The following is a 21,648-nucleotide window of genomic DNA, read 5'->3' as shown; positions in this document are numbered from 1 at the left end:
AAGCGTACTGCCTGCCACTGCTTGCCCGCTGCCAAACAGAGGTCTAGCCGGGATATGGCCAGTCGAAGCTCACAGTTCGTTCGATCGACCCCCAGGCCTTGGAAATCCAGCACCTCCTGCTCCCGAGTGGATGTGCCTGCGGGGTAAAGTCCGACTTGCCATGACAACGATTTAAAGGACGAATGATGCAAGACCCCGTGCGCACCGGGATTCCAGGGTTGGACGAGGTGTTTGTCGGAGGCGTTCAGCGGAACAACAACATCCTGGTCGAGGGCGCGCCCGGCGCGGGGAAGACCACCCTGGGACTGGCTTTCATTCACGCCGGGGCCGCCTTCTACGATGAACCCGGCGTGATCGTTTCCTTCGAACTCGATTCCGAGAAATTGTTGCGGGACGCGAACGGGTTCAGCTGGGATCTGCAACGGCTCATTGACGAGCGCAAGGTCAAGATCATCCAGACCTCGCCGGCCGTTCTGCTCAATGAATTTCGCTCCTCCGATGGTGCGTTTACAGCGGAGCTGGCCGCCATCGGTGCGCGCAGGTTGATGATCGATGGCCTGACGCCACTTCGGCTCTATGCCGAGGCCAACGACAAGCCCTTTCGCGAGGATGTTCACTTGCTTGTCGAAGGGCTCGCCCGACTCGGCGTCACGACCCTTGTCACTGCGGAACGGGCGGAAACGAAGTTCGAGGCACATGCACACGAGCGGTTCGTCTTCGACACCATCATCTCGCTCACCCGCAGCGAAGTGCGTCGCCGGGTCCACAGGACCCTGGCGGTCGTCAAGTCGCGCGGCCAGGATTTCATCAGCGGAAGCCATTCGATGCGCATCGAGGCTGGCGCTGGCATTCACGTTTATCGGCGTGCCCAGTCGGGCCCTAAGGTCGACGAGGACCAACCAACGTCGACTGAACGCGTGTCCGTGGGATGCGCCGCACTGGACGTGATGATGGCTGGCGGGCTTTACGAAGGCTCGATCACCATGGTCACCGGCATCTCCGGGAGCGGCAAAACGGTTCTGGGCGTGCAGTTTCTAACCTCGGCCGTTTTGGCCGGGCGGCGTGCGCTGCTGGTGACCCTGGATGAACATCCGCGTCAACTGATCCGAAACGCGGCAAGCCTGGGCTTCGACCTGGAGGGCCTCGTGCGGCAGGGCTCGCTCTTCATCCACTACGAATCGCCCCTGGAACTCGAGCTGGATGTGCACTTCGACCGAGTGACGAAGCTGGTGGAGAAGGAAGGCATCGACTGCATCGTCTTCGACTCGGTGGCCGTCTACGAGATGGCGAGCCCCGACCAGGCCTCCGACTTTCTTTATGCGCTGGCTGATTTCGTCAAGGGTCGGCTCGCGACGGCGTTTTTCAACTACGAGAGTCCCGAGCTCCTGGGCGTCTCTCAGATCAGCCAGGAACTCAAGGGCTCGCACCTGGTCGACAACATCATTCTGTTGAGCTATGTCGAGATTTCCACGCGCCTGCGCCGTGCGATTGCAGTGCCGAAGGTGCGCGGGAGCAAGAACATCCAGACGACGCGCGAGTACGTGATCGACGCAGGCGGCATCTCCTTGCTCGACGAATCGGTGGTTGGGGGGGAGGAGACTGCACCCGTGCCGCAGTTGCCTTTCTCTTCCTACTACGGTCTGCTGGCGCGCTCGCCGTCGCGCAAGAGCCCGGTGATTGAGGACGCTGTCGCGCATGGCAAGGCGCTGCCGGATTCGCCGGAGCTGCCGCCCGAGACGACCAAGTGAACGCCAGCGCCGACGCCGAGAGCCCTGAGAACCGTCCGACGGGGTTGGACTGGGAAGGCTGGCGTCGTGCCTTGGCGCGTTTCGCCGCGGCGACCGAACTTTGTGTCTGCGCCTACGACCTGGACTGCAAAAGGCAGGCTGGGCCATTTGCCTATTCGAAAGTCGCGCGCCTGCTGACAACGGCAGGCGTATGGAACGAGGGCCGCCTGGGCGACACAATCGAGCGAGACCTCGCCGCGCAGGTCCTCGAAACGGGGGCACCCGGGAACGCCAGCGTAGGCGATGAGCTGCGCTTGCAGGCAGTCCCGCTGTTGATCGGGGGCCAGGTGCGTGGCGTGATCGTCTACGGATGGGCGTTCCACACCTTCGGGACGCCCCTGGGATGCGAGCGCATCGCGCGTCAGCTCGGTGTCGACGGTGCACGACTTTGGGCAGAGGTGAGGCTGGAGTCACCCGTTCCCGCGTCACGCATGACGGTATACACCGAACTGCTCGAGACGATGATCGAGTCCACGGTCCGCCATGCCGAGGCGGTCGAGCGCCTTCAGGAGCTTAGTCGGCTGCGCGAGGTATTTCTGGCCAGCGTGTCGCACGAGCTTCGAACGCCGCTGTCCGTGCTCGCAACGCGGATAGAGATCTTGCTGCGCGGTGCTCTTGCGGATCCTGAGGCCATCAGGGTCTCTCTGGTCAACATGAAGTACCACGTGGATACCGAAGCGCGGCTGGTCGAGGATCTCATCGAGGCGGCGCGAACTCGCACCGGCCAGTTGCGCATCGACATGCACCCTACGTCGCTTCGCGACATCCTCAAGGCAGCGGTGTCTGCCGTGGTGCCGCATGCCGAGGCCAAGCAGATCTCCGTCGTGATTCCGGAACTGGACAAACTCGGCCAGCTGCCACTCATTGCCGACGCGCATCGTCTGCAGCAGGTGTTCTGGAACCTTCTGTCCAACGCGGTCAAGTTCACTCCGGCGTCCGGGCGGATCGAGATGCGGTTGCAGCGTGACGCGCATACGTACACCGTTTCGGTGGCGGACTCGGGCTGCGGCATTGAAGAGGCGCTGCTTCCCCATGTTTTCACACCGTTCACGAAGCAGCTCAAGGCAAATGCCCAAGGACTGGGCCTGGGCCTGTCCATCGCCCTTCATATCGTCGAGCACCACGGCGGGACGATCCGGGTGGAAAGTGCGGGGCCTCATGCCGGGGCGACGTTCCATGTCACGCTGCCTGTCAATATGCCGCCTGCAGACGACGCAGCGTAGCCGGGCGGTGCGCGCGCGAAAGACGGAGCGCCAACGCCCTAGGTTGTCGCTGGCATAGATCAAAGGCACGCCCGCGCGTGCGCATCGCGCTTTCAAACGAACCAGTGCGGGCATGATGGCCAATGCACCAGGCAGGAGCTTCTCGGCATCCAGAAAGTCCCAACAGCTGATCATGTCGACGATGAGGAGCACTGTGGCCTGTCTCTGCACCACGCCGCCTCACCCCCCGGGAGGCCCGGTGTCGTCAGGTGCCTTGGGCTCCTTGGAATTCTCTGACTCGGGTCGCTCGGCACGTTGCTTCACACTGAGCTTGCCGTCGCTTTCGAGCCGAGCAACGCACACATCCGTGATCGAATCGATGCCCTGTTCCCGCAGCTTGGCCTCGAGTTCTTCCACTGCAATCATTTCGCGCTTCATCGCTTTTCGGTTGATGCGACCATGACGGATCCGCACCTCCGGCTGCGGTTCCAGGAAGTGCGCGATCGCGGGCACGCACGCCCCAAGGCTCGCGCGGTAGATCGTCGACGTCGTGGGCGGTCATGAACAAACGCTTCGGATTGAAGGAGGCCACCACAACGCGAAGTCGATCGGGTGCCTTTTCGGCGAGGCCACCTCGCGCGAACGGCGACGCGGCATCCGTGGGTCAGTCGTTGATCGATCCGTCGCGCCGCGCATCGGCCACGTAGGCCGACAGCGGCTGGCGCGCCTTGAATTGCCGATCGACCACGATGCGCAAGCCCTGCGGGCCGCGCACGTCGCCCAGCGCGGACAGGCTCACGGTCCCCAACTCCGGAAACCCGGTCCCCGCGTCGCACAGGCCGTAGGCTTGGTCGCCATCGGCGTCGAGGTCCACGAGCAACCACACCAGGCCCGCATCCAGCGTGTGAAGCTTCACGACGGGGTAGGGGTCGACGCTTTCGCCGCGGGCGCGCGCCTCGCCGTTGGCGAGCATCTGACGGAGGAATGTCATATGGAGCGCCCCACTGCGCGAATGCGATGAATATATTACTGCGCTTGGCGTACTCGGAGTAGCGACTCCGCCGCCCTTGTGACCTTTTGCGAGTACAGCAGTGCGCCGGTTTCGATTGCCGCCGCCAGGCAACGGCAACCGTCTCGGCCTCCCGAACGGCAGCCGCCTTCTCAGCGCGTCACCTCGCCACATATGACTGCGTCACAGGTCTGAGCCACTCTGCGGCGGCGTCGGTGGGCGGCATGGCCTACAAGTGCCCATCGCGGCTTAGCTCGGCCGCCACTGCCTCAAGCTCCAGCGGGTCTACGGTTCGCCAGTGCCGCTGCAGCCTGTGCGCGCAAGCTGCGATCCATTCGCGTTCGGGCATCTCGTTCATTGCACAAGTCTAGCGAAAAGCTGTATATTCATACAGTTCTTTTCGATGTCCTATTTTTACGCCAAGAAGGACTGCGTGTGCCCCGCGACCAGTGGGGTCCCTTGCTGCGCGGAACGCTGCGCATCACCGGGATGATCACGTCACCAACCACTTCAAGCGAAACATCTTGAGAGCCGACTGTGGACGGCGTATGAGAAACCGAATGCATGCCTTGGCCCCGCTCTCGCCCCCCTACTGCTGCCCTAAAAGGGCGACGGCATCTGGGGCCACACGATCTGGGAGCACCGCCAAGTCTGGCTGTGCTCGGTGGCGAGGGGCACAGAGGCGGAACGGGAACGCGCACGTTGCGACGAGCGCCAATGAGCAGTCACCGACAAGGAGCAGCGATGGAACATAACGTGCAAGCAGACCCTGAGCATGCTGTCGCCCTTCAATGGGTCAAGTCGTTCATGAAGGTATGGGGCCAGATCGACCCCGTTTCCAAGGACGTCGACACGCACGCCGTCGCCGCTCTGGCCTGCAGGCTCTACTCGCGCAACATGGATTTGGACCCGCGAGCGGTTGCGCAGCGGGAATGGGAAAAGGACGGCAGTGTGTCGTGCTATTGCGCTCTGTCATGACTCATCCGACCCTGTTGCGCATGCCCGCTTGGTACAGCAAGACGGCGTTCGAGGAGATGCCGTTGAGCCTGCCGCAGGACGCCTATGCGATCACGACCATCGGCGACCGCGTGCGCGTCAGCGAGCGTGGGAGCGGCCAGCTCGTGTACGCAGGCATCGGGCCGGTCGAGATCATCGAATCACCTGTGTCGTCTTGAAGAGAAGATCCACATGACGTTCACCGCCAAACTGAGAGATTTTCCGGGCCTGCCGCCCGACTACATCGCGACGGCCGAAAAGCGCTTTCGCACCACTCTTGAAAAGGAACTGGGAGACAGCGTCGAGCGGGTGCTGAAGGCGTACTCGAACGCGGCCGAATCCGGCAATGAAGAGATGAACGAGGACGAGCGCGCGCTGGCGAGCACCTGGCCCAAGGCCTACGACAAAGCGAAGAGCGCCGGCTTCCGAGACCTGGGCGCGGCTGATGAGGCCTACTTCGAAGTCCGGCTCGGCTAAGGTGGCGGAATGTTTGTCGCACACCTCGAAACCAACACTGGAAAGACGACCATCGGCCTGGTCGACCTCGACCCCGAAGACATGGACAGTGCAATTTCATGCGCTTGTCGGCATGTTGGGGCAGGTCAGCGATCCGATCGTGATAACCAACGACCACGTCGAGATCTTCGAAGCGCTGCTCGAGACTCCGGCAAACCTGACCTTCAAATACGTGGGTCCTCGGTCTGCCGAGTTCGACAATTAGGAGGTCTTCGCCACCTCGATGAACGAGAACCTGCTCATGAAGATCTTCCAGTGTCCGACGGCATTCGATGCTGACGAACAGGGCCGCATCAAGGCAGAGTTCGAGTGCTTCCTGCTGATCGAGGAAGGATCCATTGACTCCAGCGCATAGGCCCGAGCGCCTTGGCGGTTAGCGGGCCCTCAGCGAGTCGCCGAGCACTAGGAGACGAACTGATCCAGCGTTGCGCCGGCCGACAGGGCATTTTTGAGCCAACGTGGCTTGGGGCCCATGCCGCTCCAGGTGTTCCCATTTTGGTCTTTGTAAGAAACCTTCGCCTTCCGTTTCGCTGCGGGCTTGGTGGCCCGTTGGGAGGTCTTCGATGGCAGGGACTCGGTGGCAAATTCTTCGAGACTCCTGCCTGCAGCGAGCGCATCGCGAAGCCAGTGGGGTCGCGGGCCGCGACCGACCCACTCGTTACCTTGCCCATCGGAATACTTCGCCGACTTCGCCGACTTCGTAGCCTTCGACGCGGCCTTCGTGCTAGCCATCCGCACCTTGCCTTTGACCGCACCGGTGCCGAATCCGAGCTGCTCAGCCGTCAGTCCGTAGTGTGCGATCGCAACCTTGATGCGCGCAACGACACCTTCCACCTCTTGGTTTCGGAGCTTCTCAGCTTGAAGCTGCAGCGCTTCGATCTGCTTCTGGATTTGCTTGTAGGTCTGGGGCATAAGTTCGCATTTTCAAAAGTCGAGAGGGGGGTGCTACTTTAATGCGCATGCAAATGAGGGGTCGCCAAGTATGTCCCACCGCTCAGGTGACTACTGTTCAACTGGAGTGGCCCTCGCGGACTTCAACGCATTCGCACCTACTGCTAATGGATTTTCCTGCCAAGACGTCTGACGCGACGAAACCTCCCCCAATTGCTATGGCATTCTCCGACTGGCCGCTTACGCGCCGAGCGACCGGCCGGCCGGCCGGCGAATGCCACAGAGTGTCGCGGTGGGAAGACTCAGCGTATTCTTCAACCAGGCTCAGCAACTGTGACTCCCCACAGCTCTTAGACGCTAGGCCACGATCCGGCCCGCCGTGCGGGTCTCACGCGCGTAGGCGCTGATCGGCTTGTCGGCGCGGAAGTACAGATCGCGCTCTACCGGCAACCCCAGAGGGCCGCGCAGCGTCTCCAACTCTTCCAGGCTCGCATAGCCCAGTTCGGGGAATCCTTGCCCCAGATCACACAGACCGAACGCACGGGTCTCGTCGTCAGGATCGATTTCGGCCAGTAGCCAGGTCGCGCCGGCATCCGGCGTGAATAGCTTGACCACAGGCATCGGGTCGAAGTCGGGGTTCCCGATGGACTGCCGGCCGTTGGCCAGCAGTTGCGCGCGCTGTTCGTCGGTGATGAGCTTCGTCATGGTCTTCTCCTTGGAAGGATTCAGGGCGGGATTGCCCGAGACCAGAGGCAGCACGGCGCAGCGCAGCCGTCAGGGTTCGAAGACGGCCGGCAGGACGCCAGCGCACACCGTGCGCGCAGACCTTGACGGCGAGAACGACGTGCAACGATAAAGGGATCAGCAAGCCACCCCACCACACCACACCGTCGTCGGCAAGCGGAGCGCTCAGCGGCGAAGACGCGAAGGCGTCAGCGATCGGCGCCCGACGGGGTCGAGATGCCCTGGGCGGCTCGATGCGCAGCACGAGAGCGCGATCCGGCATCGCCGGCGATGCACAACCCGGAGAACAGGGAAACGCATCCACGGAGAAGCACGCTGCCGCAGATCCGATTTCACGTGTTGCCGTCGATCCGCAGAACAGGACACCTTCAGAATCGGCTTTGCGACGAAGCGCACAAACGGAATTGCGTCTTCGTGCACATCGGAAGATGTTCGCGACTCGACAGGGAAGCTGAGACGATGAGGCCCGTGCCTCTCGCAGCCCGTCGTCCAAACAGCACAAAAGGCACCCCGCCCGAAGGCGGGGTGTCGGGCGACGCTCAGTCGCCCTTGCTGCGCGACCAGATCAGGCTGTGTTCGCCGGGCTCGCCCTCGACCAGGCGGGCATAGAGGGTCGCCGGGAACGATGGATCGTCGAGCGTCACCGACAGGTAGGGCCGGTCCGCCTTGCTGATCTTCTTCCACGCCGCGCCGATCTCGAGGCCGTTGCCCGCGACGATGCGGAAGTCCGGGGCGTTCTCGCTTGCCTTGTCGCTGGAGACGATCTTGACCTTGACGTTCAAGGTCAGGGTTCGGACCGTGCCGGCGTAGCCGTTGCCCGAAGCGGTGAAGTTGCCAATGGTGCTCATGATGAAGTCCTTTCGAGGTTGACCAGGTCCGCGCCCATCGCGGCCTTGGCGTGAACCGGACGGCGCGGTGCCGGGCGCGACGCACCCGCCATGCAATGAAGGGCCGCAACGCAGTGGAGGACCGGCGGGACCGAGAAATTTGCCTCGCGAGGAAGACCGCAGGTCGGGGAAATTTGTCGGTCAGGCCGGTTGCGGCGAAAAAGCCCGAGGCGCACCGAACGCAGAGAGCGTGCGCCGTGCCCGTGCCAGGATTCACGGCAAAAACAAGGCCAGGGGCGCGGACCTGTCCTCGCCAGGACGCATGAGTCAGGCTTCTTCCCGCGGCAGGAGCCTTCCTGCACGGATTCGACCGCGGCCGAAGGCCAAGCTGCCTGAACAACGGGGGTACGAGAACGCCCTGCCGCAGAAGCGGCGCACAGGATCGACATCGGCTGCGCAAGATCGAATCGCATGGTCAGATGGCCTGTCGGCGAACATCCCCATTGTTCAAGTGGCATGACCGCTAGCATGGGGGTCGGCGCCGATTCCCCCCACCCAGCGCAGCATGGTCTAGCGTAGACGAGGACCCGTACAGCCAGCGGTGCCACTGCGATGGGCAACCCGAGATCGATCGCGCGTCCTGCCAGAAGATCAGGTCGGACAGGACGCGCCCGCGCGTCCGCCGAGGGCCTGCGTCATTGGCGCAGGTACGGTCCTTGCAAGGACAGAGCATGCTCAGTCTCGACCACAAGGCCGCGCTGCTACGCCGGGCGGGCTTCCCCGTGCCTGCCGCACCGGTGAACTGCACGGCGTGGTCCTCCGGGGCGGGCGATGACACGGGTTCAGCACGACCGGCGACGGGCGGCGGCGCCTGCGACCGGTGGCGCCAAGCGATCGATGCCCTCTTCGTGGCGCATTCGATCGCGCGCGCCATGCGCAGCCTGCAGCAGGAGGAACTGCGCCTGCGCGACGCGATGGCGCACTATCTGCTGCAACAGAGCCAGCCCACTGCGCATGAGAACCTTTGAGCCTGAGGCGAGGCGGGCCGGCCGACTCGCGCGGCCCTCCCAGGGGCTCGCGCCCCCGTCACTGCCTCAGAGCAGCCCACGCTGAGCGAACGACAGCGAAGCGTTGCCCGCGATGATCAGGTGATCCAGCACGCGCACGTCGATGAGCGACAGCGTGTTGCGCAGGGTCTCGGTCAGCATCTCATCGGCTCGCGACGGATCGGTGCTGCCCGATGGATGGTTGTGCGCGAGGATCACGGCCGCCGCGTTGTGGTGCAGGGCCCGCTTGAGGATCTCCCGCGGGTAGACGCTGGTCTGCGTCAGCGTGCCCCGGAACACGTCCTCCACCACGATGAGCTGGTGCCGTGCGTCGAGGAAGACCACCACGAAGCTCTCGTACGCCTGCCCCGCGAAATGCAGCTTGAGGAAATCGGTCACCGCCGCCGGCGAGTCGAACACCGGGGCGCTGGACATCGCCTCGGCCAGCAGCGCCTGCGCCAGGGCCAGCCCGGTCGAGAGTTCCTGACAGCCCGGCAGCCCGGAATCCCTGGCGAAGGCGGCTAGCCGCTGCAGCGAACGCCCGTGCGTGTCGTAGAGCGGCGCGGCCTGTTCGCCGAGGAAGACCCGCAGACAGCTGACGATGCGCTGCTGGATCGGCGTGTAGGAAGGCAAGGTAGAAGCGACTGCGGCAGCGGGAGCGGCAGTACCTGTAGGAGCAGATTGGGACGACATGGCGACCTCCGGATGAAGACGCAGGGCGGATTGCCTGCGCCACCGAAAGACCTCGCCGCAGCGCAGCGCTCAAGGTCGCCGCAGGCGCGCGGGGACCGCGCCGAGCACGTCTGCGCGCGCAGGGCCTTGAACGCGAGAACGGTGAGGTAGCGTGAGCGCACACAGGCAAGCCCACCCCACCCTCTCCTCCCCGGACCCGTGCCCATCTCCCGCCGAGTTGCCTGGAAGGCTGCGCAGCAGTCCCCGCAGGGGATGAGCGGCCAGCGACACCTGCAAGGGAACAACCGCCGCAGGCGGGCGGCGCCAAACCACTGCTCCTGCCACATCCACACGCGACGGAGCCGGACGCTCCATTCCGAACACCAGCATCCCTCCTCTTCAACGAAGTGCCAGGCCTTCAAAATGACTTGGATCGACCCGCCTTCTCGGAACTTCCCCCGGAACATTCAGGCAGAAGCCCTGGCTTCGGTAGCGCAAGTCGGTCAGGTCCGCCGCGCCCCGGCGGGGGTGAGAGGCATGATTCCGAGCAGGCGGCCTGAGCGTTTGACCAGTGAAATCACAGAACTCAGGAGGGGTTCTGCCTTACGAAGTTGCCTGGATTGCAAGCGGGAATGGCTAAAATAGCCATTCTTCACCCACCCGAGTCCAATCATGCAAGTCAGCGCCACGGATGCCAAGAACCGTTTCGGCTACTACCTGGGCCAAGCCGAACGCGAGCCTGTGCAGGTCATGAAGAACGACCGCGTCGCGGTCGTGATGGTCTCGGCTGCCCGTTACGCCGAACTCGAAGCACTCGAGCAGAAGAAGACGCTCGGCCAACGCAAGCGCGAATTCAACGAAACCTACGCGGAATGGATTGCCGCACAGAACGGGCTCGTCGAGCGCGTCGGGGTTTTCGGCGAAGACTATCGTCCCTGGTGATCGTGCGATGGCCCAGTTCGATGTCTATGCCAACCCGTCCAAGACCCAGCGCGGCGAGATCCCGTGGATGGTGGACATCCAGAGCGACATCCTCGACAAGCTCCCGACCCGCCTGGTGATACCGCTGGCGCTGCGTGCCCACATGCCAGCGGCGATGCCGCGGTCTCTTTGCCCCAGCATCGGCTGGAACGGAACGACGCTGGTGGCGTTGCCGCATCTGGCTGCGCCATTCCGGGTCAAGGATCTGGGCCCCGTGCACGGCAACCTGCGACCTCAGGCCAGTGAATTCGTGGCTGCGCTCGACGCGGTGGTCAGCGGAATCTAAGGCGCTCCCCTGCTCGCTGGTTCACCAAAGAAGCGCTTGGGTGTGGTGGTGGGAATTCATTTGGCGGCATTGGCCCCCGATGGTCCGATCAGACCAGGCCGGTGACCGGTAGCGCCACGCCGTGAATGGCGCTAGCGCCTTCCCACGCCAGGAACATCACGGCATTGGCAAGTTCACTCGGCGCGACCCACCGCGTCGGATCGGCCTGCGGCATGTCGGCACGATTCTGTGGCGTATCCAGAATGGTGGGAAGCACGCAGTTGACATTGATCCGGTGCTCGCGCAGCTCCGCGGACATCGATTCGGTCAGTCGGATGATGGCCGCCTTGGAGGCGGCATAGGGCCCCATGCCCGCCCCTCCGCGTAGCGCCGCGTAGGCGCCGACATTGACGATGCGACCACCCCCGCCATCGAGCATGGCTGGGACCACCGCGGCCGACATGTGCAGGACGGACCGGACATTGACGTCAAAGAGAAAATCCCAGGTCTCGGGTGTCGTTTCGTGCACAGGGGCGCCCATGCGAAAGCCGCCAGCGAGATTGCACAGGACGTCGATTCGGCCGAAGCGTGCAAGCGCGGCGGCCACCGCATCGGACGCGTCGCCAGGGCGTGTGAGATCCGCCTGAATCGCGAGCGGCCGATGCTTCACGGCGGTGAAGGCGGCGTCGAGTCTGTCCGGGTGACGATCGAGGAGGACCAGTTGAGCGCCTCGATCGGAGAACGAGCGGGCTACAGCGCGCCCGAGGTTGCCGGATGCACCTGTGAGCATCACGATCTGGTGGTCGAAGTTCATCAGCTCACTTGCTTTCGGATGGATGCCGCGCACATCAGGCAGATTCGCGCTGAGGCGACAGGGCCGCGTACAAGCGGTCGATGAGCGCAGACAGCGTGGCATCGTGCATCGACAGGCCGTGCACATCATGCGTGGTCAAGACGATCCTCACCCGGTTGTAGACGTTGGACCATTCGGGGTGATGGTCCAGCCGTTCGGTCGCCAACGCGATTTGGGTCATGAAGGCGAAGGCCTCTGCAAAGCCTCCGAACACGAACTCCCGCGTCATCAACCCTCCTCGATCCAAACTGAATTCCCAACTGGGCGATTGCCCGCGCAAGCGGACGACTGCTTCGGCATCTAGGCGTCTCATGGTGGTGGATGTTAGAGATGCGCTGCCGCCGCATTCATGCAACGTAGCGCCGCTAAAGCGGCTCGAACGCAGGATTCCTGCGTTCGACAGGTACCAGGCAGCGCTGCGCTCGAAACGCCGCTGTGAGATGGCACAGAAATTCGGGATTCTGATTCCTGAACTCCGCCCGGTCGCCCATCACCAGTCGCTCGAAGATATCCTTGCCCCGCAGCCAGCGATCCTGGCGCCTTCGCCGCGATGCAGGCCACGTCATAAACATCCGCACCAAGGCGCGACTCATCTCTCCCTTGGTCTGATGCCCATCCCACTGATAGGCGCAGCGCCGTAGCAGCGACAACACCTTCTCGGCTGTCGTCTCTGCCACTGAAACGCAAGCGATGGACATCGTGCTGGAAGGCGCCAGCCCTGCTGTGGGAACGCACACTTGCTGATCCGGTGCCGCGCGACAGGTCAACCGCTTGTGCACTAACTCTGATCTACGACCGGCGTGGTCGCCGCCGCAGTAGTTGAGCCAGCCCGATCAAGTGGCAAAGTTGATGAGCCTTTCCGCCCACCGACCGTCCGCTTTTCGGCGATGTCTACAGCCGCTTTGGGCGGCGGATTCAACTGGTCGATGCAACACACTAACCACTGCTGAGGCAGAAGGAGTGTTGCAGATGAAGTATCGGACGCGAACCTACTACACGGACGCCCAGAAGGCATTGATGTGGGAGCGCTGGAAGGAAGGCTGGACTCTTCATCAGATTGGCCATCTGTTTGATCGGCCTCACACTTCTGTCCAAACCATCTTGTCAAAGACCGGTGGCATTCGACCACCGGACCGGCGGCGCAGCGCGAATGCGCTGACCCTGGCAGAGCGAGAAGAGATCTCTCGTGCTCTGATGGTCGGTGAATCGATGCGCTCGGTGGCCGCCCGACTTGGCAGGGCACCATCGACCATCAGCCGCGAGATCGGTCGCAACGCAGGACAAGACGGCTATCGGGCGAGCGTCGCCGACGAAGCTGCCTGGAGCCGTGCCCTGCGGCCGAAGCGATGCAAACTGGTCAAGAACCGGGCGCTGGCTGGCGTCGTGGCAAACCTGCTTCGAATGCTGTGGTCGCCGGAGCAGATCGCCGGCTGGCTCACGCATACTTATCCGAACGACCCGAGCCTTCATGTGTCACACGCATCTACCGCAGCCTGTTCATTCAAGCGCGTGGCGCGTTGAAGAAGGAGCTGCTGGAGCATCTCAGGCGCACGCGCGGCATGCGACGCTCTCGTTCCTACACGCAGAAGACGGCGATCCATGGGCAGATTGCTGATGCCGTGTCGATCAGCGAGCGCCCCGCATCTGTCGAGGATCGGGCGGTGCCTGGACATTGGGAAGGAGACTTGGTGTTCGGCAGCGGCAACAGCCAGATCGCCACCTTCGTCGAGCGACAGACGCGATACGTGATGTTGGTCAAGCTCGAGGGCAAAGACTCGCAGTCGGTCGTCAACGCGCTGATCAAGAACGCGCGCAAGTTGCCGCAGGAGCTCTACAAGTCATTGACCTGGGATCGAGGCACGGAGATGCACGGTCACAAGCGATTCACGATGGCCACCGACATCCAGGTCTACTTCTGTGATCCCCAGAGCCCCTGGCAACGCGGCAGCAACGAGAACACCTATGGGCTGCTCAGGCAATATATGCCGAAGGGCATCGACATCTCGGGCTACTCACAGCTCCAACTCAACACGATCGCGCGACAATTGAACGAGAGGCCGCGTAAGACGCTAGGCTTCCACACACCCGCTGAGATGTTCAGCGAATGTGTTGCGCTGACCAGTTGAATCCGCCGCCCGAAGCGGTCATCCGGCTAGGAGCACGCACTCCCCGATACCGGACCTTCGTTCATTTCTGCTACCCGAGCCTAGACAAGCACTGGCTCATGAGCCGAGCCTGATATCCATTTAATCTGCCAGCTTGGTCGTGCGCAAACGCAGCGAATTCGCTATCACGCTGACCGACGACAACGCCATTGCCGCAGCGGCAACGACCGGAGAAAGCAGGATGCCAAAGAATGGGTACAGCACGCCGGCCGCGATCGGAATCCCGAGCACGTTGTAGCCAAAGGCGAACCAGAGGTTCAGGCGGATGTTGCCCATAGTGGCCTGTGACAGCTGCCGCGCCCTCACGATGCCCATCAGATCACCTTGCAGCAGCGTGATACCCGAGCTCTCCATGGCGACATCGGTGCCTGTGCCCATGGCGATGCCTACATCTGCCGCCGCCAAGGCAGGGGCATCGTTCACGCCGTCCCCCGCCATGGCGACGATGCGTCCCTCGCGCTTGAGGCGTTGAACGACAGAGGCTTTGTCCTCGGGCAGAACCTCCGCGACGACCTCGTCGATGCCGAGCTCGCGACCTACTGCTTGGGCTGTCGTCTTGCCATCGCCGGTCAGCATGACCACCCGTACATTTCTCTTTCGCAAGGCTGCTATTGCGGCAGCGGTGCTCGCCTTGATCGGATCAGCAATCCCGACAAATCCGGCCATCCGACCGCCGATGCCGACGAAGATAACCGTGGCAGCCTTCGCGCGGATAGGTTCTGCTTCCTGGTCGGCGGCCCCCACATCAATGGCATGCTCAGTCAGAAACTTGGCACTGCCGCAAACAACCTGCACACCATCCACCACGCCGATGACCCCCTTGCCGACCGGGGAGTCGAAATCGGTGACGGGTGACATCGCCAGCTTGAGCTCCAACGCGTCAGCCACGATTGCCGCCGCAAGAGGGTGCTCGCTGGCGCGTTCCACGCTCGCGAGCTTCTGGAGCACGTCGTCTGCCTCAAACCCGTTCAAAGGCTGGACTTTCACGACCTTGGGGCGGCCTTCGGTCAAGGTTCCGGTCTTGTCGACCACCAAGACATCCACCTTCTCCATGCGCTCCAGCGCCTCTGCATCGCGGATCAGAACGCCGCTTTGCGCGCCGCGTCCCACCCCGACCATGATGGACATCGGTGTAGCGAGGCCCAAGGCGCAAGGGCACGCGATGATCAGGACACCCACGGCGGCGATCAACGCATACGAAAACGCCGGGCTCGGCCCCCAGATGAACCAGGCCCCGAGGGTGAGAAGCGCGACCGCGATCACCACGGGAACGAACCACCCCGCGACCTGGTCGGCCATGCGCTGGATGGGGGCGCGGCTGCGCTGCGCGGCCGCCACCATGTGGACGATCTGCGAGAGCAGTGTGTCTGCTCCAACCTTTTCCGCACGCATCACGAAACCGCCGGTCTGGTTCAGCGTGCCGGCAGTGACCTGGGAGTCGACGGCTTTGGCCACAGGCACCGGCTCGCCTGTCACCATAGATTCGTCAACGTTGCCCTTGCCCTCGACGAGCTTGCCGTCGACAGGGACCTTTTCGCCTGGTCGCACGCGCAGCAGATCGCCGACCTGGATGGCCTCGACCTCCACTGTCTCATCGGTTCCGTCAGGACCTACTTTCACGGCCGTCTTCGGAGCCAGTCCGAGGAGTGCTTTGATGGCGCCCGAGGTTTTTTCCCTGGCCCGCAGTTCAAGGACCTGGCCGAGCAAGACGAGCACCGTGATCACTGCTGCCGCTTCGAAGTAGACCGCCACCGCACCTTCTGGCCCGCGAAACTCCGCTGGGAAGATACCCGGGGCAACGGTGCCGACGATGCTGTATATCCAAGCGATACCCGTCCCCAGGGCGATCAGCGAGAACATGTTGAGGCTGCGGTTTTTCACCGAGGCCGCAGCACGTGTGAAGAATGGCCAGCCGCTCCACAACACCACAGGTGTTGCCAGGACCAGCTGAATCCAGTTGGACAGCTGCGGCGCGATGAACGCATGCAGGTTCACCAGGTGCGCGCCCATCTCCAGTATGAAAACAGGCGCCCTGAGGGCCAGTCCCACCCAGAAGCGTCGGGTCATATCGCGCAGCTCGGGACTCTCTCCGGTCTCGGCGCTTGCCACCAGCGGCTCCAGTGCCATCCCGCAGATCGGGCAGCTTCCCGGTCCCATCTGCCGAACCTGGGGATGCATCGGGCAGGTGTATTCAACCTGCCCCAGACCAGCTACAGAGGGCTTTGCATCAGCCGCATTGCGCGTCACGTGACCATGGTGGCCTGCGTGATCGACAACATGCCCCGCCGCGCCTGCATGTGCTGCGTGGTCGTGAGAAGCCGCATCGTGAGTGGGCACTGCCAAGGCCCTCGCGGAAACGCCATCTGAGACGCTGTGCTGTGCCGTAGCACCGTGCCCGCAATGTGCGTGGTCGTAGCTCTGTTTGTCGCTGGGCTGCATAAGATTTCCCTTTCGGTGGTAAGTCTTGGCCTTCTCATCGTGAGAAGGTCAAGACGCACGCGGGCTCCGCGGCAGGAGAGGGAAGCGCCAAGAGGCGCCGAGGAGAACCGCCCTGAGAGGCGGCCAGGTTACTTTTTCATGGCGTCGCCGGAGTGGCCGTGCTTGGCCAGGAACTTGTCGAGTTCGGCGATCTCCCTTTTCTGCGCCTTGATGACGGTCGTGGCCATCTTGCGCATCTGAGGGTCCTTGCCCGCCTGCAGTTCAGCTTGGGCCATGTCGATGGCGCCTTGGTGGTGAATTCGCATCATCATGGCGAAGTCGACGTCCGGATTGCCGCTCATGGACATCGAGGACATCTTGTCGTTCATGTCCTTCACCATGGATTTCATGTCCATGTTGCCCTTCATGCCACCCTGCATTCCAGCGGCTCCAGGAGCACCTGCCGCTTGGTGGCCGTGCGGCGCTGCTGGCTGTGCAAAGGCCACGGGTTGAAGCAGCGCGCTACCGAGGGCAATCACTGCCAGGGGAAGTTTCAGAAAAGCGATCTTCATGGAAGCTCCTTTGAGAGGAAAAATGGGTTCAGAGTGACGAGGCGCCGTGATGTGGCGCCGCGCCAGCAACTGCCGTTAGCGACTTGCGTCCATCTTGGTGACAGTAAATTTCCCGTCCAGCTTTTCAGCAATGAAGCGGACCTTGTCGCCGGCTTGAACCTTGTCGAGCATGGCTGCGTCCTGAACCTGGAACACCATCGTCATGCCCGGCATGTCGAGGTTCTTGAGGGGGCCGTGCTTGATCGTGAGCTTCTGGTTCTCTTTGTCGACCTTGCGCACTTCGCCCTCGGCCATCTCGGCGGAGGTGGAAGCAGCGGCAGAGGCGCTCGCGGTCTGAGCGCCGGTCATGCCCGTCAAAGAAACCAGGAGGGCTGCGGTCGATGCGGCGATCGCAAATCGGATCTTGTTCATAGCGTTTTCCTTGTAAAAGATGCAGGCCCAGCGCTTCGCGCTGAGCCAAAGAGGGTCACTTCGAGTTTTTTCCAGGGGCCTTGGCGACGTTGACCGCGCCCTTCATGCCAGCGTCGTAGTGGCCGGGCTGCAGGCATGCGAAGTCGATCTTCCCGGCCTTGGTGAACTGCCAGACAACTTCCCCGCTCTTACCCGGCGCCAACGTGACCATGTTCGGGTCGTCGTGCTCCATTTCGGAGTTCTTCTTCATGACCTCGTAATGCTCCTTGAGCTCCTTCTCGGTACCGAGGACGAGCTCATGCTTGATCTTTCCCGAGTTGGTGATGAGAAAGCGCACGGTCTCGTTTTGCTTCACGTCGATGCTCGAGGGGTTGAAGCGCATCGCGTCGTTCATGTCCACCTTGACGGTGCGGGTTGCCTTGGCAGCCACGCCGGGCTTGCCGATGGCGTCGTCGCTGTGGCCGTGACCGCCAGCATGGGTGCCGGCAGCAAAGGCGCTGGCAGCGGCAAGGGCGGTGATCGCAGCGGCAGCTGCAGAGCGAATGGTCTGGATCTTCATGTGATTTCCTCTGTTAAAAAAGACGCGGGATCAATGGCCTGCATGGCCTTTGGTTGGCTTACGGACTTGCACTTCGATGTTTTTGGCCGGCATGTTCTGCGCCGGCATCGCGGCTGCGCCAGCGTCGCGTGCGCGGGGCGGCTCAGCGGAATTGCCGTTGAATTCATAGGCAACGGTCCCTTGTGGGTGCTTGAACCACCCGGGGTTCGAGTAGTCGCCGCGCTTCTGGTCCTTGCGGACCTTCAGCACGCTGAACATGCCGCCCATCTCAACCGAGCCGAAGGGTCCCTCGCCCGACATCATTCGCGCCGTGTTGTCGGGCAGCGGCATCTCCATCTCGCCCATGTCCGCCATGCCGCGCTCGCCCATCACCATGTAGTCGGGAACAAGCTTGGTGACCTGTTTGACGACATCCTTGTGGTCGACGCCGATCATGGTTGGCACGTCGTGGCCCATGGCGTTCATCGTGTGATGGCTCTTATGGCAGTGGAATGCCCAGTCGCCTTCCTCGTCCGCAAGGAATTCAATCTGACGCATCTGCCCGACGGCCACGTCGGTGGTCACCTCGTACTGCCTGGAGGACTTCGGCGTCGGGCCGCCGTCGGTGCCGGTGACAAGGAATTCATGCCCGTGCAGGTGCATCGGGTGGTTCGTCATCGTCAGGTTGCCGATGCGAATCCTGACCTTGTCGTTCTGCCGAACGTTGAGCGAGTCGATGCCGGGAAAGATGCGGCTGTTCCAGGACCAGAGGTTGAAGTCCAACATCGTCATGATCTTCGGCGTCGCGCTGCCCGGCTCCACGTCGTAGGCATTCAGCAGGAACACAAAATCGCGGTCGACCTTCTCGATCAGCGGATGCTCGGCCTTGGGATGAGTGACCCAAAAGCCCATCATGCCCATCGCCATCTGCACCATCTCATCGGCATGCGGGTGGTACATGAAGGTGCCGGGGCGGCGGGCGACGAACTCATAGACGAAGGTCTTGCCGGGCTGGATGCCCGGCTGGTTCAAACCTGTGACGCCGTCCATGCCGTTGGGTAGGCGCTGGCCGTGCCAATGGATACTGGTGTGCTCAGGCAGCTTGTTGGTGACGAAGATGCGCACCCGGTCGCCTTCGACCACCTCGATCGTGGGGCCCGGCGACTGGCCGTTGTAGCCCCACAGGTTGGCCTTGAAGCCTGGGGCCATCTCGCGCACCACCGGCTCGGCGACCAGGTGGAATTCCTTCACCCCGTTGTTCATGCGCCAGGGCAAGGTCCAGCCGTTGAGCGTGACGACTGGGTTGTAGGGGCGGCCGGTGGAGGGCGCCAGCGGAGGCATGGTGTCCGGCTTTCCCTGGAAGACCGGTTCTGGCAAGGCGGCCATCGCCACCTTACTGACCGTGGCCGCGGCAATGGCACCCGTGATGGCCCCCGCACCGCTTAGAAAGTTGCGTCTGTTGTTCATGTGTAGGTCTTGAAGATGTGCTCAATGAGCCGGGGCGGCGGCAGCTTGGGAGCTGGCGCCGCCGGCAGCTGGGGAGGCCATGGCAGAGGGTTTCCCGATCACGGAGGCGGCGAGCGCCGCATCCGCCAGCCAGAACTGCTGTTGGGCATTGATCGCGTTGGTCACGCTCGATATCTGATCTCGAGCCTCGGCCAAGAGCTCGAAGACGCCGATCAGCATCCCGTTGTAGCGAAGCACGTTCTCGTCGGCCATTGCTTGGCGCAGCGGAACGATCTCGTCGCGGTAGTGACGTGCGATGTCATAAGTCGTGCGATACGCCGAGTAGTCCTGGCGCAGCTGAGATGTCGCGCCGCGGACGGCAGCGTCATAGCGGTTGGCGGCGGCCAAGGACTGAGCGTTCAGGGTGTCGCGCTGGGCGGAGCCCCAGTCGAACAGGGGAAGCCGGATGTCCAGCTCAAAGCCTCGCCCAGTGCTGCGCGTCCCATCGTGGTTGTCGAACACCGTGTCGCGCCGAATGCCTGCTTCCACGTCGATGAACGTGGACAGTTGGTTGATGCCTTGCGACCTACCTGCCACCTCCAACTGCGCGCGTGCCTGCTGCACATCCAAGCGTTGTGCCCCGGCAGTGCTGGCGACATCTTGGGCAGGACGGGGTGCCTTTGGCAAATCAGGCAAGCGTTCTGGCAACTGCAGCTTCGCGGCCTGGCTGTCATCCAGTCCCAGCGCGCGTGTCAGTTCTTCCCGGGCCGAAGTGGCGGCATGACGGGCCGAGGCCAGTTGGGTCGTCGCATCGGCATAGAACACCTGCTGGCGCGCTCGCTGCAGCTTGCTGAAGTTGCCGATCAGCTGCATCCGCCGAGCCAGCTCCGCGCTGGCTTCGGCTGACTGTTTGACTTGCTCGGCGTACTGCAACAACTGCTGCGCGGTGACCGCGCGCACCCAAGCCTGGCGAACCTGGGTCACCTGGTCCACGACGGTGGTCGTGAGCTGGATCTGCGCCTGCACGCCTTGGCTGCGCGCAATTGACATTCGCCGCGGCAGCAGGATCAGATCGACCACACCAAATGACAAAAGCCGCCCGATTTCGAGTTCATCGCCAATGCGCAGGCGCTCGAAGCTGAAAACCGGGTTGGGAATGTTGCCCGCCTGGTTCGCGTTGGAGATCTCGGCCCAGCTCTGAGCCACCATTGCCTGCAACGCAGGGCTGTTCGCCAGGGCGAGGCGCACTGCGGCGTCCTGCGTCAGGGGCTTGCCCAAAAGCTCATCGGCGACTGCAAGACGTGCGTCGCGCTGTTCCTTGGTGCGGCTCAGCTCCAAGTTGCCGCCGGTGAACTGTGCCGCGGAGCTGTTGGTCTGCTTGACGGCATCGTCGATGCCGAGGGAGGCACAGCCTGTCAGGACCGCAAGGCCGACAGCGCCGAGCGCTAAACGCAGCGGGCGCGTCATGGCTTCTCCTTGGGCGCGGGCATGACATGGCCTGCGTGTGGATCTGCCGCTGCAGGCGCCTGTGGGTCAGACGGCTCGCCGCTAGCCTCTTTGGCATAGGCGCGCCATCCACCACGGCCTTTGACAGTGTCGTTGGCGGCCTTCCATGGGATGGACTTTTCGTCGGCGAAGGCTTTGTAGCCATCCATAGCCGAGCTGTAGGGAAGAGGACTCGGCGTAGCGGGGGGAGCGTCCACAGCGGGCGCGGTCTGAGCGACCGCTGTGAAGGCCACGAATGTGGTCAAGCTGGCCAGCCAAGCGGCCGGCGATTTTGTGAACATGGGTTCCTCGCGATGTTCATGAACGAAGTGCCGTCGACCGCCACAAGGCGGGAGCAACAGCAAGCGATGCATGCGCGTTCAGACGCCGACAGCAAAGCTGCCGGACGATGAACGCCTTAAACGCGAGGAGGTTTGTGAGGGACGCCGGGCGAGACAATCGCCAGCGCGTAAAGAGGCTCTATCAAGTCGGCCTGCGGAAGGCCAAAGTTCTCGATGGCAGCGACGTCCGGGGTTAGCCCCACAGCATGGCAAGGAGCGCAGTTGCCACATTTGTGGCCTGTGTCATCTTGGCCAGCATCAGCGCCATGGTCATGCGCGTCGACATGGGCATCTGCGTGATGGCCCGCGGCCGATCCAGAGTCACCATGATCATGGTGACTGCCTGCGGAGGCCGAGACAGCGCCCGTTGACATGGCCGTTCCCGGGGCGCAAACGGCCATGGCTGCTGCCGCGTAGCCCTGAAAAGGCACCGCAAACATCATGAGCCACAGAAAGATCGCGCGAAAGCTGACCATTAGCTCG

General features: G+C 62.9%; 24 protein-coding genes and 1 pseudogene. 9 read left to right on the top strand and 16 right to left on the bottom strand.

Going from position 1 to position 21,648, the window contains the following annotated elements; all coding sequences use genetic code 11:
• The first annotated feature begins 185 nt into the window (after nucleotides 1–185).
• Together ACSFBE_RS13600 and ACSFBE_RS13595 are read left to right on the top strand one after the other, a co-directional pair.
• On the top strand, nucleotides 186–1,748 hold the full coding sequence (locus tag ACSFBE_RS13600) for an ATPase domain-containing protein (RefSeq protein WP_435490923.1): 1,563 nt from the start codon (nucleotides 186–188) through the stop codon (nucleotides 1,746–1,748).
• A complete protein-coding gene (locus ACSFBE_RS13595) occupies nucleotides 1,745–3,010 on the top strand; it encodes a sensor histidine kinase (RefSeq protein WP_435490922.1) in 1,266 nt (421 codons plus the stop codon). The genes ACSFBE_RS13600 and ACSFBE_RS13595 overlap by 4 nt, the downstream gene beginning before the upstream one ends.
• Before the next feature lie 219 nt (nucleotides 3,011–3,229).
• Here ACSFBE_RS13595 and ACSFBE_RS13590 read toward each other — a convergent pair whose 3' ends face one another.
• Both ACSFBE_RS13590 and ACSFBE_RS13585 read right to left on the bottom strand, forming a co-directional pair.
• On the bottom strand, nucleotides 3,230–3,502 hold the full coding sequence (locus ACSFBE_RS13590) for a YetF domain-containing protein (RefSeq protein WP_435490921.1): 273 nt from the start codon (nucleotides 3,500–3,502) through the stop codon (nucleotides 3,230–3,232).
• 151 nt (nucleotides 3,503–3,653) lie between these two features.
• Nucleotides 3,654–3,980 (bottom strand): DUF2958 domain-containing protein, encoded by a 327-nt coding sequence (locus ACSFBE_RS13585; protein WP_435490920.1) that lies wholly within the window; start codon nucleotides 3,978–3,980, stop codon nucleotides 3,654–3,656.
• A gap of 762 nt (nucleotides 3,981–4,742) precedes the next feature.
• Here ACSFBE_RS13585 and ACSFBE_RS13580 point away from each other — a divergent pair.
• From ACSFBE_RS13580 to ACSFBE_RS13570, 3 genes are read left to right on the top strand one after another with little or no spacing between them, the layout of a single operon-like run.
• The gene (locus ACSFBE_RS13580) at nucleotides 4,743–4,976 is read left to right on the top strand and encodes a hypothetical protein (protein WP_435490919.1); all 234 of its coding nucleotides are present in this window, start codon (nucleotides 4,743–4,745) and stop codon (nucleotides 4,974–4,976) included.
• The gene (locus ACSFBE_RS13575) at nucleotides 4,973–5,173 is read left to right on the top strand and encodes a hypothetical protein (RefSeq protein WP_435490918.1); all 201 of its coding nucleotides are present in this window, start codon (nucleotides 4,973–4,975) and stop codon (nucleotides 5,171–5,173) included. The genes ACSFBE_RS13580 and ACSFBE_RS13575 overlap by 4 nt, the downstream gene beginning before the upstream one ends.
• Nucleotides 5,174–5,186: 13 nt before the next feature.
• Nucleotides 5,187–5,471: a hypothetical protein gene (locus ACSFBE_RS13570; RefSeq protein ID WP_435490917.1), complete on the top strand. Its 285-nt coding sequence runs from the start codon at nucleotides 5,187–5,189 to the stop codon at nucleotides 5,469–5,471.
• A 441-nt stretch (nucleotides 5,472–5,912) separates the two neighbouring features.
• Here the strand turns inward: ACSFBE_RS13570 and ACSFBE_RS13565 are convergent, their stop codons facing one another.
• From ACSFBE_RS13565 to ACSFBE_RS13555, 3 genes are all read right to left on the bottom strand, one after another.
• Nucleotides 5,913–6,422, bottom strand: a complete 510-nt coding sequence (locus ACSFBE_RS13565; protein WP_435490916.1) for an H-NS family nucleoid-associated regulatory protein — start codon at nucleotides 6,420–6,422, stop codon at nucleotides 5,913–5,915.
• A gap of 336 nt (nucleotides 6,423–6,758) precedes the next feature.
• Nucleotides 6,759–7,106, bottom strand: a complete 348-nt coding sequence (locus ACSFBE_RS13560) for a DUF2958 domain-containing protein (protein WP_435490915.1) — start codon at nucleotides 7,104–7,106, stop codon at nucleotides 6,759–6,761.
• Nucleotides 7,107–7,684: 578 nt separating this feature from the next.
• Entirely contained in the window at nucleotides 7,685–7,993 is a 309-nt protein-coding gene (locus tag ACSFBE_RS13555) for a DUF736 domain-containing protein (protein ID WP_435490914.1), read from the bottom strand.
• Nucleotides 7,994–8,703: 710 nt separating this feature from the next.
• Between ACSFBE_RS13555 and ACSFBE_RS13550 the strand changes: the two genes are divergently transcribed.
• Nucleotides 8,704–9,000 carry a hypothetical protein gene (locus ACSFBE_RS13550; RefSeq protein ID WP_435490913.1) on the top strand — a complete coding sequence of 99 codons (297 nt, stop codon included), beginning with the start codon at nucleotides 8,704–8,706 and terminating at the stop codon, nucleotides 8,998–9,000.
• A gap of 66 nt (nucleotides 9,001–9,066) precedes the next feature.
• Here the strand turns inward: ACSFBE_RS13550 and radC are convergent, their stop codons facing one another.
• Complete coding sequence (gene radC / locus ACSFBE_RS13545; protein WP_435490912.1) at nucleotides 9,067–9,651, bottom strand: RadC family protein; 585 nt, start codon at nucleotides 9,649–9,651, stop codon at nucleotides 9,067–9,069.
• Between the two features lie 711 nt (nucleotides 9,652–10,362).
• Between radC and ACSFBE_RS13540 the strand changes: the two genes are divergently transcribed.
• Entirely contained in the window at nucleotides 10,363–10,632 is a 270-nt protein-coding gene (locus ACSFBE_RS13540) for a type II toxin-antitoxin system prevent-host-death family antitoxin (protein ID WP_435490911.1), read from the top strand.
• 7 nt (nucleotides 10,633–10,639) lie between these two features.
• Nucleotides 10,640–10,957, top strand: coding sequence for a CcdB family protein (locus ACSFBE_RS13535; protein ID WP_435490910.1), 318 nt, complete (start codon nucleotides 10,640–10,642; stop codon nucleotides 10,955–10,957).
• A gap of 88 nt (nucleotides 10,958–11,045) precedes the next feature.
• Here the strand turns inward: ACSFBE_RS13535 and ACSFBE_RS13530 are convergent, their stop codons facing one another.
• Genes ACSFBE_RS13530 through ACSFBE_RS13520 form a run of 3 tightly spaced genes read right to left on the bottom strand, consistent with a single transcriptional unit; the run spans nucleotide 11,046 to nucleotide 12,487 of the window.
• Nucleotides 11,046–11,750 carry an SDR family NAD(P)-dependent oxidoreductase gene (locus ACSFBE_RS13530; RefSeq protein ID WP_435490909.1) on the bottom strand — a complete coding sequence of 235 codons (705 nt, stop codon included), beginning with the start codon at nucleotides 11,748–11,750 and terminating at the stop codon, nucleotides 11,046–11,048.
• Nucleotides 11,751–11,784: 34 nt separating this feature from the next.
• Nucleotides 11,785–12,102 carry a 4a-hydroxytetrahydrobiopterin dehydratase gene (locus ACSFBE_RS13525; protein WP_435490908.1) on the bottom strand — a complete coding sequence of 106 codons (318 nt, stop codon included), beginning with the start codon at nucleotides 12,100–12,102 and terminating at the stop codon, nucleotides 11,785–11,787.
• A 52-nt stretch (nucleotides 12,103–12,154) separates the two neighbouring features.
• On the bottom strand, nucleotides 12,155–12,487 hold the full coding sequence (locus ACSFBE_RS13520; protein WP_435490907.1) for a hypothetical protein: 333 nt from the start codon (nucleotides 12,485–12,487) through the stop codon (nucleotides 12,155–12,157).
• A gap of 271 nt (nucleotides 12,488–12,758) precedes the next feature.
• Here ACSFBE_RS13520 and ACSFBE_RS13515 point away from each other — a divergent pair.
• Nucleotides 12,759–13,915, top strand: a pseudogene (locus ACSFBE_RS13515) (IS30 family transposase).
• A gap of 120 nt (nucleotides 13,916–14,035) precedes the next feature.
• Here the strand turns inward: ACSFBE_RS13515 and ACSFBE_RS13510 are convergent.
• The 7 genes from ACSFBE_RS13510 to ACSFBE_RS13480 all read right to left on the bottom strand — a co-directional run bounded on the left by ACSFBE_RS13510 (nucleotide 14,036) and on the right by ACSFBE_RS13480 (nucleotide 21,499).
• Entirely contained in the window at nucleotides 14,036–16,393 is a 2,358-nt protein-coding gene (locus ACSFBE_RS13510) for a copper-transporting P-type ATPase (protein ID WP_435490906.1), read from the bottom strand.
• Nucleotides 16,394–16,521: 128 nt separating this feature from the next.
• A complete protein-coding gene (locus ACSFBE_RS13505; RefSeq protein ID WP_435490905.1) occupies nucleotides 16,522–16,944 on the bottom strand; it encodes a DUF305 domain-containing protein in 423 nt (140 codons plus the stop codon).
• 75 nt (nucleotides 16,945–17,019) lie between these two features.
• Nucleotides 17,020–17,355 (bottom strand): copper-binding protein, encoded by a 336-nt coding sequence (locus ACSFBE_RS13500; RefSeq protein ID WP_435490904.1) that lies wholly within the window; start codon nucleotides 17,353–17,355, stop codon nucleotides 17,020–17,022.
• A gap of 55 nt (nucleotides 17,356–17,410) precedes the next feature.
• Nucleotides 17,411–17,914: a cupredoxin domain-containing protein gene (locus tag ACSFBE_RS13495; protein WP_435490903.1), complete on the bottom strand. Its 504-nt coding sequence runs from the start codon at nucleotides 17,912–17,914 to the stop codon at nucleotides 17,411–17,413.
• A gap of 30 nt (nucleotides 17,915–17,944) precedes the next feature.
• Complete coding sequence (locus ACSFBE_RS13490; protein ID WP_435490902.1) at nucleotides 17,945–19,360, bottom strand: multicopper oxidase family protein; 1,416 nt, start codon at nucleotides 19,358–19,360, stop codon at nucleotides 17,945–17,947.
• Between the two features lie 21 nt (nucleotides 19,361–19,381).
• The gene (locus ACSFBE_RS13485) at nucleotides 19,382–20,806 is read right to left on the bottom strand and encodes a TolC family protein (protein ID WP_435490901.1); all 1,425 of its coding nucleotides are present in this window, start codon (nucleotides 20,804–20,806) and stop codon (nucleotides 19,382–19,384) included.
• A 552-nt stretch (nucleotides 20,807–21,358) separates the two neighbouring features.
• Nucleotides 21,359–21,499, bottom strand: coding sequence for a hypothetical protein (locus ACSFBE_RS13480; RefSeq protein WP_435490900.1), 141 nt, complete (start codon nucleotides 21,497–21,499; stop codon nucleotides 21,359–21,361).
• Nucleotides 21,500–21,648: the final 149 nt, after the last annotated feature.

This window comes from Variovorax sucrosi (genome assembly GCF_051216635.1).
Lineage (GTDB): Bacteria > Pseudomonadota > Gammaproteobacteria > Burkholderiales > Burkholderiaceae_C > Variovorax.
Note: the sequence above shows the minus strand (reverse complement) of the source record. Positions and strands in the feature narration are given on the sequence as shown.

Coding starts and splice junctions, on each gene's coding strand:
- ACSFBE_RS13600 (WP_435490923.1), top strand. CDS start 186: ATGCAAGACCCCGTGCGCACCGGGATTCCAGGGTTGGACGAGGTGTTT.
- ACSFBE_RS13585 (WP_435490920.1), bottom strand. CDS start 3,980: ATGACATTCCTCCGTCAGATGCTCGCCAACGGCGAGGCGCGCGCCCGC.
- ACSFBE_RS13580 (WP_435490919.1), top strand. CDS start 4,743: ATGGAACATAACGTGCAAGCAGACCCTGAGCATGCTGTCGCCCTTCAA.
- ACSFBE_RS13575 (WP_435490918.1), top strand. CDS start 4,973: ATGACTCATCCGACCCTGTTGCGCATGCCCGCTTGGTACAGCAAGACG.
- ACSFBE_RS13570 (WP_435490917.1), top strand. CDS start 5,187: ATGACGTTCACCGCCAAACTGAGAGATTTTCCGGGCCTGCCGCCCGAC.
- ACSFBE_RS13565 (WP_435490916.1), bottom strand. CDS start 6,422: ATGCCCCAGACCTACAAGCAAATCCAGAAGCAGATCGAAGCGCTGCAG.
- ACSFBE_RS13560 (WP_435490915.1), bottom strand. CDS start 7,106: ATGACGAAGCTCATCACCGACGAACAGCGCGCGCAACTGCTGGCCAAC.
- ACSFBE_RS13555 (WP_435490914.1), bottom strand. CDS start 7,993: ATGAGCACCATTGGCAACTTCACCGCTTCGGGCAACGGCTACGCCGGC.
- ACSFBE_RS13550 (WP_435490913.1), top strand. CDS start 8,704: ATGCTCAGTCTCGACCACAAGGCCGCGCTGCTACGCCGGGCGGGCTTC.
- ACSFBE_RS13540 (WP_435490911.1), top strand. CDS start 10,363: ATGCAAGTCAGCGCCACGGATGCCAAGAACCGTTTCGGCTACTACCTG.
- ACSFBE_RS13535 (WP_435490910.1), top strand. CDS start 10,640: ATGGCCCAGTTCGATGTCTATGCCAACCCGTCCAAGACCCAGCGCGGC.
- ACSFBE_RS13530 (WP_435490909.1), bottom strand. CDS start 11,750: ATGAACTTCGACCACCAGATCGTGATGCTCACAGGTGCATCCGGCAAC.
- ACSFBE_RS13525 (WP_435490908.1), bottom strand. CDS start 12,102: ATGAGACGCCTAGATGCCGAAGCAGTCGTCCGCTTGCGCGGGCAATCG.
- ACSFBE_RS13520 (WP_435490907.1), bottom strand. CDS start 12,487: ATGTCCATCGCTTGCGTTTCAGTGGCAGAGACGACAGCCGAGAAGGTG.
- ACSFBE_RS13510 (WP_435490906.1), bottom strand. CDS start 16,393: ATGCAGCCCAGCGACAAACAGAGCTACGACCACGCACATTGCGGGCAC.
- ACSFBE_RS13505 (WP_435490905.1), bottom strand. CDS start 16,944: ATGAAGATCGCTTTTCTGAAACTTCCCCTGGCAGTGATTGCCCTCGGT.
- ACSFBE_RS13500 (WP_435490904.1), bottom strand. CDS start 17,355: ATGAACAAGATCCGATTTGCGATCGCCGCATCGACCGCAGCCCTCCTG.
- ACSFBE_RS13495 (WP_435490903.1), bottom strand. CDS start 17,914: ATGAAGATCCAGACCATTCGCTCTGCAGCTGCCGCTGCGATCACCGCC.
- ACSFBE_RS13490 (WP_435490902.1), bottom strand. CDS start 19,360: ATGAACAACAGACGCAACTTTCTAAGCGGTGCGGGGGCCATCACGGGT.
- ACSFBE_RS13485 (WP_435490901.1), bottom strand. CDS start 20,806: ATGACGCGCCCGCTGCGTTTAGCGCTCGGCGCTGTCGGCCTTGCGGTC.
- ACSFBE_RS13480 (WP_435490900.1), bottom strand. CDS start 21,499: ATGATCATGGTGACTCTGGATCGGCCGCGGGCCATCACGCAGATGCCC.